We start from the raw sequence: 15,509 nt of genomic DNA, 5'->3' as shown, positions 1-15,509 counted from the left end.
GTTTGTGTCTGCGCAACGCACGGTGGTTGCGTAAGCTGTTAAGTCCTTCCTTCCAAAGCTTGGTTCAACCAACATGGGAGGACCAACATGCTGCGCTACTTATACGCCGATGAATTGAATCGGTTTCCGAGGCTTCGAGAAGGAATGTTTCGGGACAGGGCCGATCAGTTCAAGTCTCGCCTCGGCTGGGAGGTCGAAGTGGATGCAAACGGGTATGAGCATGACCATTACGACACGCTCAATCCGCTTTATGTGATTTGGGAAGGGTCAGATGGGCGGCATGGCGGATCAATGCGCTTTTTGCCCACCACTGGTCAGACAATGATCAACGATCACTTTCAGCATCTCCTGGGTGGTGGCACCGTCGAAAGCCCTCTGATCTGGGAATGCACGCGGTTTTGCCTCGCGCGCGGTGCCGAAAGCCGTGTTGCCGCGGCGCTCATGCTGGGGGGCGGAGAGTTGATGCGTCACTTTGGAGTGCGCCATTTTGCCGGGGTATTCGATGCGCGGATGGTGCGGATTTACCGGATGATCGGATCGTCACCAGAAATACTTGGCAGTGATGGCGAGGGGCGCGACCAAATCAGCGTCGGGCTTTGGGAGTTTACCAAAGAGGCACGGGCTCAGGTGGCTAAGCGAGCCAACGTGACGTCAGAGCTATCTGAACTTTGGTTCAGGCGCAGTTTTGGTAATGCTGAAATCGCATTTGCGCAATCCGCTTGAAGCGGCTTTCGCTGGCACCTGGACAGAGGCGGTTGTAGGGTCGGCGCATGTCGACCGTTGCCCCCGTATTATCCGATGACCAGGCCGAAGCGCATGATCGCATTTCAGAGGTTCTGCGCGAGGTGGGCGTGGATCTGGACGATGCGATCCTGACCCCACCACGAGAGGGAAAATCCTCGGTTATGGCGGTTGTGGGCAAGGCAGGATCTGGCAAGACCTTGTTGCTTGCCGAGCTCTATCGCGCGCTGGAAGAGGCGGGGGTTGATGTTGTTTCGGGAGATTGGGAAGGGCGTCGGCGCAAGGACCGTCGCACATTGGCGATACTGGCCCCAACCAACAAAGCCGCCAGCGTGTTGCGCATGCGCGGTGTTCCCGCCACGACCATTCATCGCATCCTCTATACGCCGGTTTACGACCCGGAGTATGAACGCATTGCCGCCTGGCTCTCGGGGCAAGGAGAGCGGCCCGAGATCGAAGGCTTGACTGTCGAGGCGTTGGATCGCGCGCATACGTTTTTCCAAAGCCACAAGTCCATACCCGGTGCGCTGGCGGCGGCGGGGCTGCGCGGGTCGGATTTCATCACCGGATGGAAGCGGCGCGAAGATCCTCTTGATATTGGGTTTATTGATGAGGCCTCGATGCTGGATGACAAGCAGTTCGACGACCTCAAGGACATCTTTCCAACCCTATTGCTTTTTGGGGACCCCGCGCAGCTTGCGCCAGTGAACCAATCCGGTGCGATGGTTTTTGACGGGTTGCCTGCTCCGGCTACGCTGAGCCTGAGCCGGGTGCACAGGCAGGACGCAGACAATCCGATCTTGGATTTGGCGCATGCCTTGTCTGATCCTGAAGTTGGGTTCGAAGAGTTTGAGCGTTTGGTTGAGACGACAGCCGACAACGATGATCGCGTCGTCTGGGCGAACAGGGTAGAGGTTGACCTCATGGCCCGCAGTCCGGTGTTGGTCTGGCGCAATGCGACGCGCATTCGCCTGATCAATGCATTTCGGTCGGTACATGGTGCGCCGGAGACCGAGCTTTTGGAAGGTGAGCCGCTGATTTGCGATGGGATTGAACTGCCGCTCAAACACCGTAAGAAGCGGCTCGATCTTGAAGCGCGCGGTCTGATCAAAGGGGCGCAGGTGATCTATCTTGGACCGGGGCGCAAGCCAGGGTTTTCGCGACTGCATGTGATGGGTGCCGAAGACCCAAGGGTTTCGGCTGCCTCGATCGTGAAAATCGAAAAGCCCGACGAGGAAGAGCCGTTCATCCCATTCGCCGCCCGAATGGGAGCAACTTTCCTGCATGGTGCGGCGGTCACCATACACAAGGCGCAAGGCAGTCAGTGGCCTGATGTACAGGTTTTTGCGCCTGACCTATTTGCGGCTGCGCGCATGGGCAGGACTGAAGCCGGTCAGCCGCTTTGGAAGCGGTTGGCCTATGTGGCGATCACGCGGGCAGAAGAGCGGCTGTATTGGGTGGTGCGCAACCGAATTGCCAAACCTACAGGCAGTTTGCGTGTGGATGATTTGAAAGCAGCGCCCGTGCCGTTGGAATTGGAGGTCGAGACATGAAGAGCATTCTGATCACCGGGGCCAGCTCCGGCATTGGGCGCGCAACAGCAGAAGAATTTCTTAGGGCAGGATGGCGTGTGGGATGTGTGGCGCGGCGCGCGGAGAAGCTGGATGAGATCACGTCATCCCATAAGGCGGCTATCGCTCTGCCTGCGGATGTGACCGATATGGCTGCAATGCAGGATGTTTTCACGACTTTTGTCGCCTCGGCTGGTCGGATTGATGCCGTGTTCAACAACGCCGGGATGTTTGGGCCTTCCACCTCTCCGGATGAGGTGAGCCTTGATGCCTTTGATCAAGTCATCAATGTCAATGTGCGGGGCATGTTCATCACCGCCAAACTCGCGTTTGCACAGATGCGCGCGCAGGATCCCCAAGGCGGGCGGATCATCAACAACGGCTCGCTCTCGGCACACAACCCGCGTCCCGGTTCGATCTGTTATACAACCTCAAAACATGCCGTGACTGGTATGACACGATCCATTTCTCTTGATGGACGGCCCTTCAATATCGCGTGCGGTCAGATTGATATCGGCAATGCCAAGACTGAGTTGGTCGAGGATCTGAATGCGCGCATATTGGCGGAAAACCCCGATGCCACGCTTATGCCGATGATGGATGTTGGCGATGCGGCGCGCTCGGTTTTGCACATGGCCAGCTTGCCTTTGGAGGCGAATGTGCAGTTCATGACCGTTCTGGCCACCACCATGCCCTATATCGGGCGTGGTTGAATTCGCTTGATTTAGCCAAGGTTTGCAGCAAGGCTGATGGCATGACCGTTCAGACACCCGTTCCTTTTTCGAACTTCAAGGGACCAGAGCAGGTTGCCTTTCATAGAACAGAGCTTTCGGTGATTCTGTCCGTTTACGGGCGTATGGTAGCTGCGGGCGAGTGGCGGGATTACGGCATCTCATCGCTTAGGGATGTGGCGGTATTCTCGGTTTTTCGGCGCACGGCAGAGCATCCGCTTTACCGGATCGAAAAGCGCCCCAAACTGCGTGGTCGGCAGGGGCAATATGCGGTGATCGGCATGGATGGTCAGATCCTGAAACGTGGGTCTGATCTGCGCACCGTATTGCGGGTGTTAGAGCGAAAGCTCATCCGCGCCATCGACTAAAGTGAGACTTTCATGACAACGCTGCCCGACTTCCGGCTGGAAGTGCATTTCAACAAATGGGAGTTCAAAGCGCGGCACCATTTGACGGCGTCCGACGCCGAAAGCATGTCGATGAGCGCCCTTCTGGATATGGCGTGTGCCGAGGATCGCGAGGTGTTCGAGACCATGTGGCTGGGGTATACCGAGACATATGGCGCGCCGGAACTGCGTGACGCAATTGCAGAGACCTATGCCGCTCAGAAGCGTGAAAATGTGCTTTGCTTTGCCGGGGCCAGCGAAGGGATTTTCGCAGCCAACAATGTGATCCTGGATAAGGATAGCCATGCGATTGTGGTGACGCCCAATTACCAGTCGCATGAATCCCTGCCGTTGGCGATCTGCGAGGCCACGGGCGTGCCGCTTGATCCTGATGACGACTGGTCGCTTGATATCGACAGAGTGGCGGATTCCATCCGACCCAATACGCGGCTATTGACCATCAATTTCCCGCACAATCCCACGGGTAAGATCCTGCCTTTGGACAGGTATCAGGCGTTGATTGAACTATGCCGCAAACATGGCATCTACATTCTGCACGACGAGATTTTCCACGGGCTAGGGCCCAGCACCGCTCAGCACCTGCCGTTTACGGCAGATGTTTATGAGCGCGGTTTGTCGCTTGGGGTGATGTCCAAGTCATATGGTTTGCCAGGGCTGCGCATCGGCTGGATTGCCTGTCAGGACACAGAGGTTCTGTCCAAGATGGAGCGGATGAAGCACTATCTGTCCATCTGCAATTCCGGGCCGAGTGAGCAGCTTGCCCGGATTGCACTAAGGAACCGCGACAAGATTCTGGCGCGCAACTGCGCCATTGTCGACGAGAACCTGCCGAAATGGGAGGCGTTTTTTGCGCGCTATCCGGACCTTTTTGACTGGCAGCGGCCTGATGGGTCCTGCATGGCTTTCCCTCGCTACAAGGGGGCGGACGGCGTAGAGCGTTTTGCGCAGTCACTCGTGGAAGAGGCCGGGGTCCTGTTCTTGCCAAGTACCATCTACAGGTCTGATCTGGGGCCAACGCCCACAGACCGTTTTCGGCTTGGGCTTGGCCGCAAGGGTCTGGATGAAGGTCTGGCCGCGTTGGAGGCCCATATCATGCAGAATTCGGCACATTGACATCTTGCCTGCTTCGGCTTGAAGAGATCACATGACATGGGATGCGATCATATTGGGGGCGGGCGGTGCCGGGCTTTTGGCGGCGGCAGCGGCGGGTCAGGCTGGCGCAAAGGTTCTGTTGCTTGACCACGCTGACAAGCCGGGCAAGAAGATCCTGATTTCCGGCGGCGGGCGGTGCAACTTTACCAATACGGGCTGCGAGGCCAGTTGTTTTCTGTCTGAAAACCCGCATTTTGCCAAATCCGCACTGAGCCGGTTCACCCAGTGGGATTTTCTGGCGCTGATCGAGAAACATGGCATTGCCTGGCACGAGAAGACCCTGGGGCAGCTTTTCTGCGATGGCTCCGCGCGGCAGGTGGTCGCGATGCTGCTGGATGAATGCGCCAAGGGTCAGGTAGACGTTCGGTTGTCCACCTCGATTGGCGAGATCGCGCATCGCGACGGGGCGTTTCACGTGGCAGGTGAGGTTGCGCGCAATCTGGTGATTGCCACAGGTGGGCCATCCATTCCCAAGATGGGGGCGACGGGCGTCGCCTATGATATCGCGGCGCAGTTTGACGTGCCGATTGTGACACCGCGCCCAGCACTGGTGCCGTTCACGCTGGGCGAAGAAGATCAGGCCTTCAAGGACATCGCCGGTGTTGCTGTTCCCTCTGTAGCGGGGGTTGCGGGGGTGATCTTCGAAGAGGCGTCTTTGTTCACGCATCGCGGTTTGTCAGGTCCTGCGATCCTGCAGATTTCGTCCTACTGGTCCGAGGGTCAGCCCATTTGGATCAACATCCTCAAAGATGCGCAGACCCATTTGAAAGAGGCCAAGCGCCGGATGCCTCGCGCACACCTGAAAGCGGCCTTGGCCGAGCATTTGCCAAAGCGTTTGGCCGATGCATTGCACGAGGTTTTCGGGATCACCAAGGAACTGGCCAATGTGCCAGACAGCGACCTGATGGCGGTGGCAGAGCGTTTGACTCGGTTGGAATTTCAACCCACGGGTACGGAGGGATATGCCAAGGCCGAAGTGACAGCAGGCGGTATAGATACCAATGCGTTGTCGTCGAAAACGATGGAGGTCAAGGCTGTGCCTGGCCTGTTTGCCATTGGTGAGGCCGTGGATGTCACCGGGTGGCTGGGCGGTTACAATTTCCAATGGGCGTGGTCATCCGCCGTGGCAGCGGGTACTGACATTGCACAGCGTGCGCGCGACAACTGATGCAAAGAAAAGGGCCGCAAGTCTTTCAACTTGCGGCCCATGTTTAAGTTTAACACGTGTGCGTTACTCTTCTGGACCGAGTGCCGAGAGGCCTTTGAGGATGTCGATGGCATAGGCCAGCTGGTAGTCCTCTTCGCGCAATTTGGCGACCTCCTCGGCCTTGGCGCGTTCCTCTTCGATCTGGCGAATTTCGTCTTCGCTGAGGCTATCATTGCCAAGGCTGCCGCGCAGATCGGCTTCGGAGCGTGTGCGGCGGTTCGTATCTTCTTCCTCGTCTTCCGTTTGGCGGCTACGCGGTTGTTCAACCACGATATCAGGGCTGACGCCCAAAGCCTGAATGGAGCGACCAGAGGGCGTGTAGTAGCGTGCCGTGGTCAGGCGCATTGCGCCGTCGCCCCGAAGCGGCATTACGGTTTGAACGGACCCTTTGCCAAAACTTTTGGTGCCCACGACCACAGCGCGCCGATGGTCCTGCAGAGCCCCGGCTACAATCTCAGAGGCGCTCGCAGACCCACCGTTGATCAGCACAACAATTGGTTTGCCCTCGGCCAGATCGCCCGGCGTGGCGTTGAAACGCTCGCCATCCTCGGGGTTGCGGCCCCGCGTGCTGACGATCTCGCCCTTTTCGAGAAACGCGTCAGACACCTTGATTGCTTGCGTCAAAAGACCGCCGGGGTTGTTGCGCAAGTCGAGTACGATGCCCGACACATTGTCGTCGCCGCCTGCATCTTCGATTTGTTCGGCCAATCCACTTTCGAGGTTCTTGTAGGTCTGGTCGTTGAATGTCGTAACGCGCAGAACCACAGTGTCACGTTCGGTCCTTGCACGAACCGCAGTTAGCTTGATCGTGTCGCGGATGATTGAGATGTCAAATGGTTCGGTTTCGCCCTCGCGCACCACCGTGATGACGATCTCGCTTCCTACCGGACCGCGCATCAGTTCAACCGCTTCATTCAGGTTCAGCCCCAGAACACTTTCACCATCCACGTGGGTGATGAAATCTCCGGCTTCGATACCTGCGCTTTCGGCGGGTGTCCCGTCAATCGGAGAGACAACCTTAACGAACCCTTCCTCGAGAGTGACTTCGATGCCCAACCCACCGAATTCGCCACGTGTTTGCACACGCATGTCAGCAGCATCATCGGGGCTAAGATAGCTCGAATGCGGGTCAAGCGAAGTAAGCATGCCGTTGATGGCTGCTTCGATCAGATCACCTTCTTCGACTTCTTCGACATACTGCGCGCGAATGCGTTCGAAGATGTCACCAAATAGATCAAGTTGTTCGTAGACATTGGTTGTCTTAGCAGCTTCCTGAGCCAGAAGCGGCGCGGCTACCTGGGTTGTCACAACGCCTCCGGTGAGGGTGCCGACAGCCGCAGCCAATAGGAATTTCTTCATCGGGTTTCTATCCTTCATCAGTCAGGAACCACGTCTCTGGGTCGACGGGTGTGTTGTCTTCTCGTATCTCAATATAGAGGGTTTGGCTTCGTTCGGCACCCGCGTCTTTGCCATTTTCGATCAACAGAGCGTCAGAACCTGTATCCTCACCCCCCATAAGACCCACGGGGCTGCCTCCGGGCAAAACCTCGCCTGCTGCTCCATAGACCACATCGAGACCCGCAAAGACCAGCAGAATTCCCGCCTCAGGCTCAAGGATGACGACATTTCCGTAGTCCAGCAACGGGCCTCTATAGCGCAACGTAGCGGGCGCAGGCAGCGTGACAAGCGCACCGGGGCGGGTTGCGACGACAATTCCGGGGCGCGAAATACCCGCTGCATCTCGTTCATTGGCTCTGCGCAGCACACGTCCATCCACCGGAAGCGCAAGTTCCCCCTTGCGGTCGGAGATCGTTGGCAAAGACCCGGGCACTTCATTCACAGCGGTCCCGGCAAGCCCGCTGGCAAAACCTTCAAGGGTTTCAGATGACGCCAGAAGTAGCGCTGTTTTGACAGGATCTTCAGCGAAACGGCGCGGCAAATCAGTGCGGTCAGCGACCGCTTTGCTCAGTTCAGATCTTGCCGTTTGTGCGCCTTGCAATCCTTCTCGCAAAGTCTCGACAGCGCTTTCCTGGAGCTGGCGGAGGACAGTGACTTCCTCCAAGCGCTCACGAAGCTCTTTCGCCCGCAGATCCAGGGCCGGTGCCACATCCGAGAGGATCATGCCAGACCGTGCTGTGCCCACAGGACCGGACGGGTGCAAAAGGACCACCGGACCCCGCGTCTGCCCAATGCTTTGCAGCACGCCCAGCAACTGACCGATTTCAGCATCCCGCGATTGCAATTCACGGGACAAGGTTTCTTCGCGGATATTCGCCCGCCGCAAGCCTTCGCGCATCGCCTGCAACCCGTCTTCATAGGCATGAATTGTTTCGGTCAGTGCCTTAACCCGATTGCGCGCGTTTTCGGCGTCGTTCAACATTGATGACGCACGGCCAAGACGTTGTGCCGCTTCTCGCGCAGCCTCGGCAGGATCTGTCTCGGCCCAGACCAAAGTCGCACTTAACAACGCAGCGCCGAGACCTGCAATCAGTCCGCGCATATCAAAAGGCTCTCACCAGTCATTTCGGGTGGTTTCGGCAACTGCATCAGTTCCAGCACACTGGGTGCAAGATCCGCCAAACGCCCGCCATCGCGCAGCTTTACACCATCTGGTCCGCCGACCAGGATCACCGGCACCAGGTTTGTAGTATGTGCTGTATGCGGCTCACCTGTGACCGGGTCGACCATGGTCTCACAATTCCCGTGGTCGGCCGTAATGATCATCGCGCCCCCTGTCTGCTCGAGCGTCCGAAGAACTTGCGCTATCCCTTGATCAACAGCTTCACAAGCTTTCATAGCTGCCTCAAGATCACCCGTATGACCGACCATATCAGGGTTGGCGTAGTTCACCACAATCAGATCGTATTGCGCATTGATGGCTTCGATCAGGTGCCGTGTCACGTCCGCCGCCGACATCTCGGGTTGCAAATCATAAGTGGCAACTTTGGGTGATGGGGCGACATAACGATCCTCGCCCTTTTCTGGCGCTTCGCGACCACCGGCCAGAAAGAACGTCACATGGGGGTATTTCTCAGTTTCTGCTGTATGAAACTGAGTTCTGCCATGCTGCGCCACCCACGAACTTAACGTGTTAACTGGCTGCTCATCGGGAAAGATGCAGTCCATATATGCGCTATGTTTGCGTGAATACTCTGTAAAACCGCTAATCGCTGCAAACTTCGGGCGCGGTCCTGTGGAAAAATGTGAAAAGTCTGGATCGGCGAAGGCCGCCAGGATTTCGCGGGCTCGGTCAGCACGGAAATTGAGGCACAGTATGCCATCGCCGTCGGTCATGCCCTCATAGTTCCCCAGCACGCGCGGTTTGATGAACTCATCCGTGCGTCCCTTGGCATAGGCATTGTCAATGGCATCTGAGGCTGTTTGCGCCGTGTATCCCTGCCCCAATGCCAGCGCCTCATAAGCAAGTTGCACACGGTCCCAGCGATTGTCCCGGTCCATGGCGTAGTAGCGTCCTGAAACGGTGGCAACCCGAGCGCCCATCGGCAAGGCGGCGCGCAAGGCTTCGAGATAGATCTTGGCAGAGATAGGCGCCACATCCCGCCCATCGGTAAAGGCATGGATGGAGACTGGGATGCCATGTTTGGTCAACGCGTTGGCCGTGGCAATCATATGACCGATATGCGAATGCACGCCCCCATCGGAAAGCACGCCCAAAACATGCGCCGTGCCACCAGAGGCCTTGAGCTTGTCAATAAAACGCAGGATGCCCGGCAGTTCGCCAAAGGTCCCGGTCTCAATCGCGCGGTCGATGCGGCGCAGATCCATTTCAATCACGCGACCGGCACCGATATTCAGGTGCCCCACTTCGGAATTGCCCATTTGCCCATCGGGTAGGCCCACATCATGCCCATGCGTTCGGAGCGTGGCATTGGGACTCGTCGCGAACAAACGATCCATGGTTGGTGTGTTTGCCAAGACCGGCGCGTTGGCCTCACGTTCTTCGCGCAGGCCCCAGCCATCAAGAATACACAAGATAACGGGTTTGGGTGTGCTCATCGTTACTCCTGCCACTTGGCCTGCGTTCTAGCCGGTCTTTTGCAGTACGTGAACCGGTTTTCTTGACGCAAACGCCACAGCCTTCGGTGAGGGTGTTTTCAAGACGATGAAAGGAAGGTTTTCAGTTTCTTTCTTGTCAAAAATACCCATGTCAGGCGCGGTGGTACGGTGCACCAGAGAGGATTGAGGCCGCGCGGTAGAGTTGTTCGCTAAGCATCACGCGGGCCAGCATATGCGGCCAGACCATTTTGCCAAAAGACAGTGCGAAATTTGCTGTTTGCCGCAAAGCAGGGTCGATTCCGTCAGCACCGCCAATGACAAAAGCTACATCTGCTTGTCCGTCGTCGCGCCAATTGGCGAGAGTGTCGGCAAATTGAGGAGATGTCATGAGTTTGCCGCGTTCATCCAGCACGGCCAGCTGAACTCGGTCCGGAAACGTCCGACGCAGTAGTTCCGCCTCGGCCTTCATGCCGATGCCTTTTTTATCCTCGACCTCGTGGAGTGCCACCGGGCCCAAGCCAAGCGAACGGCCCGTTTTTTCAAACCGGTCTATATAGTCATCCAGCATCACGCGTTCCGGGCCTTGGCGCATGCGGCCCACCGCGCAGATGTGAATGCGCATTCAGCTCTCTGCCGCTGCCGTTTTGTTGCCGGGCACCCACATCTTCTCAAGCTGATAAAATTCACGCACTTCGGGCCGGAAGATGTGAACGATGACATCGCCTGTGTCGATTAAAACCCAGTCGCCAGCATCCTTGCCCTCAATTTTGGTCAGGACCCCGAGCTCCGTTTTCAGACGATCGGCCAGCTTTTCAGCAATAGACGTGACCTGCCGCGTCGACCGGCCCGTACACACAATCATGAAATCGCCGATGGCAGATTTTCCGCGCAGATCGATTTGCACGATGTCTTCGGCCTTGTCTTCACTGAGAGACGTCAAGATGCGCGCCAGCTGCGTTTCGCTGTCTGCGACTGTTTTGGGCGCCGTCACAGCCGCGCCCGACCCTGCGGTGTTTGCCGCATCAACTGTAAGAGACAGGACATTGTCCTCCTTCTTTGCACACCGATCCGCCCCGGTGCCGGGCATAAGGCAAACGTAACAATGCAAAAGTGACATTTCAATGAAAGGATCAAGGCATCTGGCGAGATGTGATCATGCAGAGACAGGCGGTGTATTTTCGTCGCCCAACAAACGAACTTCGCGCTGCGGGAAGGGAATAGAGATATCGTGTTCCTGAAAGGCGTCCCAAAGCGCCAGATAGACATTGCCGCGAATATTGGTGAGACCACCTGTCGGGTCACTGATCCAGAAGCGCAGGATGTAATCAACACTGCTATCGCCGAACCCCACGATATGACAGACAGGCGCTTTGAAGCTTAGGACACGGTCTACGCCTTTGGCTGCCTCGATCGCGATCCGGCGCACCTCGTGGGGATCACATCCATAGGACGTTCCAAAGTAGATATCGAGCCGGACGTAGTCGTTGGAGTGAGACCAGTTCACCACCTGACCCGTGATCAGGTCCTCGTTGGGGATGAGGTATTCCCGACCATCGCGCGTGACCACGCTGACATAGCGGGCACCCAGAGAATTGATCCAGCCAAAGGTTTCTCCAAGGCTGATCACGTCGCCGGGTTTGATGGATTTGTCGAGCAGGATGATCACACCCGAGACAAGGTTTGAGACGACCTTCTGAAGCCCGAAACCCAGACCTACACCAATCGCACCTGAGAGCACAGCAAGCCCGGTCAGATCCACACCAACGGCCTTCAGGCCGATGAAGAAGGCCGCTCCGTAAAGCAGGACTTGTAGAAACTTGACCGCGAGCACCTGCATCGAGGGCGAGATGTCTTTGTTGTTCTTAATGCGTGATGCAGACGTGGTCGAAATGAACCGAGCGAGGAACATCAGTGTAGCAATGACCACAAGGGCCTGAAGCACCAACCAGACCGACAAACGCACACCGCCAAGCTCTAGCGCGGCACTGTCCAGAAGGGTGCGCACTTCGTCGGACAGATCAAGGATCACGACTGTGGCCCATGCCCAGCCGAGATAGCGGACGACGCCTCGTACGAACGCGTTGCTGATCAGGCGCGTCAGGATCGCGATGACAAGCCAAGCGCTGGCCAGACCGGCGATGATGCTGAGGATATAACTTCGACTTGGCCAGGTGACTTCTTGCATGATCCACACGACCGGCCAGATCAAAATGACGAAGAAAATCAACGTCAAGCGCCGATGAAGTAAAACGAGAAAGCGCATGCGCCATTTGGGCCAGCCTTCGCGCGTGCGCATCCAGTCGTGCAGTCGCGGACCGAACAGTTTTGTCAGGCAATAGGCCAGAACCAATAGCCCTACGGCGATACCAATCTGATAAGCATTCCAGGGACGCAACAGGCCATAGAGGAAGTCGACCCCCTGAGACCATAGGTCAAGTGCAACTTCCTTGGCCTCTTCAGTGCCCGCCGTTTCAACAACAGCGCCAGTGACTTCTGCGGGCGAGGCAACCTCGGCTTGAGAAGATGTTTCTTCTTCCATGATGTCACTGTGACATGCCGTTCAGAAGCCGACAAGGTGGGGCTGGACAGAGTTTGGCAAAGCGATAGGGTGCGCACGTCAATCTCAATAAGGCACACCGCACATGACCACGGCCCTGATCACGCATGACAGCAGTTTGTCGCATGTCACACCGGATGGACATCCTGAGCGTGTTGCACGGCTGGAGCATCTTTTGCCCGCGATGGAAGGCAAGGACTTGTTGCAAATGGATGCGCCGGAGGCGACCGATGAGGATTTAAGGTTATGCCACCCGCAAGCCTACATTGACCGGATAAAAAGCGCAGGGCCTGCCCAAGGTTTTAATCAGCTTGACGCCGATACGTGGATGTCACCCGGTTCTGTCAGTGCTGGGCTTCATGCAGCAGGTGGCGCGATAAAAGCCGTGGATATGGTTCTGTCGGGTGATGCCACGAATGCTTTCGTCGCCATGCGCCCGCCGGGTCACCACGCCGAAACCCAGACTCCGATGGGGTTTTGCTTTTTTGGAAACGTCGCGATTGCTGCCAAGCATGCGCTTGAGCGGCACGGGTTGTCACGGGTGGCTGTTGTAGATTTTGATGTGCATCATGGCAACGGAACGCAGGACTTGTTGCGATCGGAGGCGCGTACGCTTTTTGTGTCCTCTCATCAGATGCCGCTCTGGCCTGGTTCTGGTGCTGCCAACGAGACAGGCGATCATGACAATGTGCTGAATATTCCACTGGCTCCGGGCACAGGCGGGTCGGGATTTCGACAGGCCTATGAAGGGGCCGTGTTTCCAGCTTTGGATGCTTTCAAGCCCGAGCTTGTGATTGTCTCGGCGGGGTTTGATGCGCATGCAGATGATCCCTTAGCGAATCTTAATTTTCTGGAAGAAGACTTCGCCTGGGTTACGCGCAAGCTTTGCGGTATCGCCAAGACCCATGCCAAGGGTCGCGTCGTATCCTGTCTGGAGGGGGGTATGACCTGCGTGCCTTGGCGGCCAGCGCGGCAGTGCATGTGGACGAATTGATTGCTGCGGGCCCTTAGTTTATCGGGTTACTCGGCCGCATACCGTTTGCGTTCGGCACTTTCCTGTAAAAGCCAGCGTGTCACAACTTCGCTTTCTGCCCTGCGCTGCGCATCGCGCTTTCGCAACAGGAAATATCCGGATTGTGTGCGCACATGCTCTGCGTTCAGGGGTTTCACCAAAGTGCCCTCGCGCAAGTGATGATCCACAAGATGCCCCCAACCCAGCGCAATACCAAGACCATCAATAGCTGCCTGAATGGCCAGCGGGTATGTGTTGACATAGGTTGAATGACGCACGCTGTCGGGATCGGCCCCCTTGCTTGACAGCCAGGTTTGCCAGTTTAGCCATTCGGTATGATTGTTACTGACCTCAATGAGCGCATGGTTGGTCAACTCTTTCACCGATTTAATCTCGATGTGGTTTTCGAGATAACCTGGAGCGCAGACGGGATACACGGTCTCGCCAAACAAAAGTTTGGCATCGTATCCTGGCCAGTCGCCTTCCCCGCGTAAAATGGCCAGGTCGACATCTTCTGAAAGACACTCTGAATCGAGATCAGAAGCTAATAGGCTTATGGTAACGTTGTGGTTGGCCTGACGAAATTTGCGAAGTCGCGGCATAAGCCAGAGAGAGGCCACGGAGTTTGTCACTGCCATGCGTACAGTGCTGCGACCACGTTCGCTCAACATGCTGGCAGATACGCGTTCCAGGGTCTTGAGCGCCGGTGTGATTCCATTCAACAGCTTGCGACCCTGTTCCGTCAAAGCGACTGAGCGGTGCCCGCGTATGAATAACGCACTTTTGTAGTGCTGTTCCAACAGGCGAATCTTACGACTCACCGCTGTTTCGCTGACGTTGAGTTGCTTGGCAGCGGCGGCAAAGCTTTCAAGTTCGGCCGCCACTTCGAAGGCCAAAAGGTAGTCAAGTCGCGGCAATGCAGCCCGATTCTTTAGCATTGCACCAATATTCCTTAGATTCCCGCCTAAAATTCTACGCTTACATCGGCGTTTTGCCAAACATTTTTTGGGGCAAGGCGTGCGGATTTTATATTCAGAGAACGCGGCATCGTTTGTCATACTCAATACTGCTGAAAGCGACGCGCCGCCCAAAGAGGCGTGCTGATATCAAGCCAACTGGGAGTTAACATGAAAACGAAACTCATTTTGTCCGCGGCCGCGATGGCCATGGCGTCTTCGACCGCAAGTTTTGCGGCCGATGACAGCGCGGATCCAATCGTCATTCCAATCCACAACTGGTCGAGCCAGATTGTGATGAGCCATGCCGTGGGACAGATTTTTGAATCCATGGGCAATAACGTGGAATTCGTCACAACCGATAGCCAGGCCGTCTATGAATCGGTTCGCCTTGGTGACGTGACGCTGGAACTGGAAGTCTGGGAAGGTGCCTTTGGCCAATCCTTCCGCACAGCCCTCGAAAAGGGTGGCCTGCATGATGCCGGTGATCATAACGCTGTGACGCGCGAAGACTGGTGGTATCCGATGTGGACCAAGGATGCATGCCCCGGTCTGCCTAGCTGGGAAGCACTAAATGATTGCGCCGCGCTCTTTGCAACAGCAGAGACAGGCGACAAGGGTCGTTACCTCGACGGTCCAGTGGATTGGCTCAAGCACGGTAAAGAGCGTGTTGAAGCGCTTGGCATGGACTTTGTTGTGGTGAACGCGGGGTCTGCGGCGGCTCTCTGGGCTGAAATCGCAGCAGCCGAAGCAGACAAGCGTCCGGTTGTCGTCTTCAACTGGACACCGAACTTTGCCGAAGCTGTCTGGCCCGGTGAGTTTGTCGAATTCCCTGTATGGGAAGATGGCTGCGACACGGATCCGTCCAAGGGTCCGAACCCCGATGCGCTTTTCGATTGCGGCAACCCAGCCGATGGATACCTCAAGAAAGCGGCTTGGGACGGCATGAAGGACAAGTGGCCAAATGCCTACGAAGTGCTGACCAAAATCTCGTTCACCAACGCTCAGATCGCCGAAATGGCGCGTCTGGTTGACATCGAAGAGATGGAACCAGAAGAGGCTGCCGAAGAATGGTTGAGCGCAAACGAAGACGTCTGGAAAGGCTGGCTGCCCGAAGGCGCAAGCTGATCTAGCTGACTGAGTATCACCCCTGTCTGG

The 15,509-nt window shown here is 56.7% G+C and carries 14 protein-coding genes and 1 pseudogene; 8 read left to right on the top strand and 7 right to left on the bottom strand.

Translation table 11 applies throughout. The features are described from left to right. Positions 1-87: 87 nt before the first annotated feature. From RZ517_RS17365 to RZ517_RS17340, 6 genes are read left to right on the top strand one after another with little or no spacing between them, the layout of a single operon-like run. A complete protein-coding gene (locus RZ517_RS17365) occupies positions 88-723 on the top strand; it encodes an acyl-homoserine-lactone synthase (RefSeq protein WP_338549377.1) in 636 nt (211 codons plus the stop codon). A gap of 47 nt (positions 724-770) precedes the next feature. Further along, positions 771-2,294, top strand: coding sequence for an ATP-dependent DNA helicase (locus RZ517_RS17360; RefSeq protein ID WP_338549376.1), 1,524 nt, complete (start codon positions 771-773; stop codon positions 2,292-2,294). Further along, complete coding sequence (locus RZ517_RS17355) at positions 2,291-3,025, top strand: SDR family oxidoreductase (protein ID WP_338549375.1); 735 nt, start codon at positions 2,291-2,293, stop codon at positions 3,023-3,025. The genes RZ517_RS17360 and RZ517_RS17355 overlap by 4 nt, the downstream gene beginning before the upstream one ends. 41 nt (positions 3,026-3,066) lie before the next feature. Then, positions 3,067-3,411, top strand: a complete 345-nt coding sequence (locus RZ517_RS17350) for a DUF2794 domain-containing protein (protein ID WP_338549374.1) — start codon at positions 3,067-3,069, stop codon at positions 3,409-3,411. A 12-nt stretch (positions 3,412-3,423) separates the two neighbouring features. Then, entirely contained in the window at positions 3,424-4,563 is a 1,140-nt protein-coding gene (locus RZ517_RS17345) for a pyridoxal phosphate-dependent aminotransferase (protein ID WP_338549373.1), read from the top strand. A gap of 31 nt (positions 4,564-4,594) precedes the next feature. Further along, positions 4,595-5,770, top strand: a complete 1,176-nt coding sequence (locus RZ517_RS17340) for an NAD(P)/FAD-dependent oxidoreductase (RefSeq protein ID WP_338549372.1) — start codon at positions 4,595-4,597, stop codon at positions 5,768-5,770. A gap of 63 nt (positions 5,771-5,833) precedes the next feature. On the opposite strand, the gene RZ517_RS17335 is transcribed toward RZ517_RS17340, so the two are convergent. The 6 genes from RZ517_RS17335 to RZ517_RS17310 all read right to left on the bottom strand — a co-directional run bounded on the left by RZ517_RS17335 (position 5,834) and on the right by RZ517_RS17310 (position 12,365). Further along, positions 5,834-7,168 carry a S41 family peptidase gene (locus RZ517_RS17335; RefSeq protein ID WP_338549371.1) on the bottom strand — a complete coding sequence of 445 codons (1,335 nt, stop codon included), beginning with the start codon at positions 7,166-7,168 and terminating at the stop codon, positions 5,834-5,836. A 7-nt stretch (positions 7,169-7,175) separates the two neighbouring features. Further along, complete coding sequence (locus tag RZ517_RS17330) at positions 7,176-8,309, bottom strand: murein hydrolase activator EnvC family protein (RefSeq protein ID WP_338549370.1); 1,134 nt, start codon at positions 8,307-8,309, stop codon at positions 7,176-7,178. Then, positions 8,297-9,826 (bottom strand): 2,3-bisphosphoglycerate-independent phosphoglycerate mutase, encoded by a 1,530-nt coding sequence (gene gpmI / locus RZ517_RS17325; protein WP_338549369.1) that lies wholly within the window; start codon positions 9,824-9,826, stop codon positions 8,297-8,299. Before gpmI ends, RZ517_RS17330 begins: the two co-directional genes overlap by 13 nt. 151 nt (positions 9,827-9,977) lie before the next feature. Further along, the gene (gene rlmH, locus RZ517_RS17320; RefSeq protein ID WP_338549368.1) at positions 9,978-10,448 is read right to left on the bottom strand and encodes a 23S rRNA (pseudouridine(1915)-N(3))-methyltransferase RlmH; all 471 of its coding nucleotides are present in this window, start codon (positions 10,446-10,448) and stop codon (positions 9,978-9,980) included. Then, complete coding sequence (rsfS, locus tag RZ517_RS17315; protein ID WP_338549367.1) at positions 10,449-10,913, bottom strand: ribosome silencing factor; 465 nt, start codon at positions 10,911-10,913, stop codon at positions 10,449-10,451. A gap of 66 nt (positions 10,914-10,979) precedes the next feature. Next, entirely contained in the window at positions 10,980-12,365 is a 1,386-nt protein-coding gene (locus RZ517_RS17310; protein ID WP_338549366.1) for a mechanosensitive ion channel family protein, read from the bottom strand. A gap of 103 nt (positions 12,366-12,468) precedes the next feature. On the opposite strand from RZ517_RS17310, the pseudogene RZ517_RS17305 reads away from it, so the two are divergent. Next, positions 12,469-13,394: pseudogene (locus tag RZ517_RS17305) on the top strand (histone deacetylase family protein). A 9-nt stretch (positions 13,395-13,403) separates the two neighbouring features. On the opposite strand, the gene RZ517_RS17300 reads toward RZ517_RS17305, so the two are convergent. Next, positions 13,404-14,333 (bottom strand): LysR substrate-binding domain-containing protein, encoded by a 930-nt coding sequence (locus RZ517_RS17300; protein ID WP_338549365.1) that lies wholly within the window; start codon positions 14,331-14,333, stop codon positions 13,404-13,406. Between the two features lie 189 nt (positions 14,334-14,522). On the opposite strand from RZ517_RS17300, the gene RZ517_RS17295 reads away from it, so the two are divergent. Beyond that, positions 14,523-15,479, top strand: coding sequence for an ABC transporter substrate-binding protein (locus RZ517_RS17295; protein WP_338549364.1), 957 nt, complete (start codon positions 14,523-14,525; stop codon positions 15,477-15,479). The last annotated feature ends 30 nt before the right edge of the window (positions 15,480-15,509 follow it).

Origin of the sequence: Roseovarius sp. S88 (assembly GCF_037023735.1) — a bacterium.
Lineage (GTDB): Bacteria > Pseudomonadota > Alphaproteobacteria > Rhodobacterales > Rhodobacteraceae > Roseovarius > Roseovarius phycicola.
This window is presented reverse-complemented; position numbering and strand designations above follow the sequence as displayed.

What these genes read in the sequence shown, in the direction of transcription:
- rsfS (WP_338549367.1), bottom strand. Translation starts at nt 10,913, where the DNA reads ATGCCCGGCACCGGGGCGGATCGGTGTGCAAAGAAGGAGGACAATGTC.
- RZ517_RS17340 (WP_338549372.1), top strand. Translation starts at nt 4,595, where the DNA reads ATGACATGGGATGCGATCATATTGGGGGCGGGCGGTGCCGGGCTTTTG.
- RZ517_RS17360 (WP_338549376.1), top strand. Translation starts at nt 771, where the DNA reads ATGTCGACCGTTGCCCCCGTATTATCCGATGACCAGGCCGAAGCGCAT.
- RZ517_RS17310 (WP_338549366.1), bottom strand. Translation starts at nt 12,365, where the DNA reads ATGGAAGAAGAAACATCTTCTCAAGCCGAGGTTGCCTCGCCCGCAGAA.
- gpmI (WP_338549369.1), bottom strand. Translation starts at nt 9,826, where the DNA reads ATGAGCACACCCAAACCCGTTATCTTGTGTATTCTTGATGGCTGGGGC.
- RZ517_RS17295 (WP_338549364.1), top strand. Translation starts at nt 14,523, where the DNA reads ATGAAAACGAAACTCATTTTGTCCGCGGCCGCGATGGCCATGGCGTCT.
- RZ517_RS17345 (WP_338549373.1), top strand. Translation starts at nt 3,424, where the DNA reads ATGACAACGCTGCCCGACTTCCGGCTGGAAGTGCATTTCAACAAATGG.
- RZ517_RS17335 (WP_338549371.1), bottom strand. Translation starts at nt 7,168, where the DNA reads ATGAAGAAATTCCTATTGGCTGCGGCTGTCGGCACCCTCACCGGAGGC.
- rlmH (WP_338549368.1), bottom strand. Translation starts at nt 10,448, where the DNA reads ATGCGCATTCACATCTGCGCGGTGGGCCGCATGCGCCAAGGCCCGGAA.
- RZ517_RS17355 (WP_338549375.1), top strand. Translation starts at nt 2,291, where the DNA reads ATGAAGAGCATTCTGATCACCGGGGCCAGCTCCGGCATTGGGCGCGCA.
- RZ517_RS17365 (WP_338549377.1), top strand. Translation starts at nt 88, where the DNA reads ATGCTGCGCTACTTATACGCCGATGAATTGAATCGGTTTCCGAGGCTT.
- RZ517_RS17330 (WP_338549370.1), bottom strand. Translation starts at nt 8,309, where the DNA reads ATGCGCGGACTGATTGCAGGTCTCGGCGCTGCGTTGTTAAGTGCGACT.
- RZ517_RS17300 (WP_338549365.1), bottom strand. Translation starts at nt 14,333, where the DNA reads ATGCTAAAGAATCGGGCTGCATTGCCGCGACTTGACTACCTTTTGGCC.
- RZ517_RS17350 (WP_338549374.1), top strand. Translation starts at nt 3,067, where the DNA reads ATGACCGTTCAGACACCCGTTCCTTTTTCGAACTTCAAGGGACCAGAG.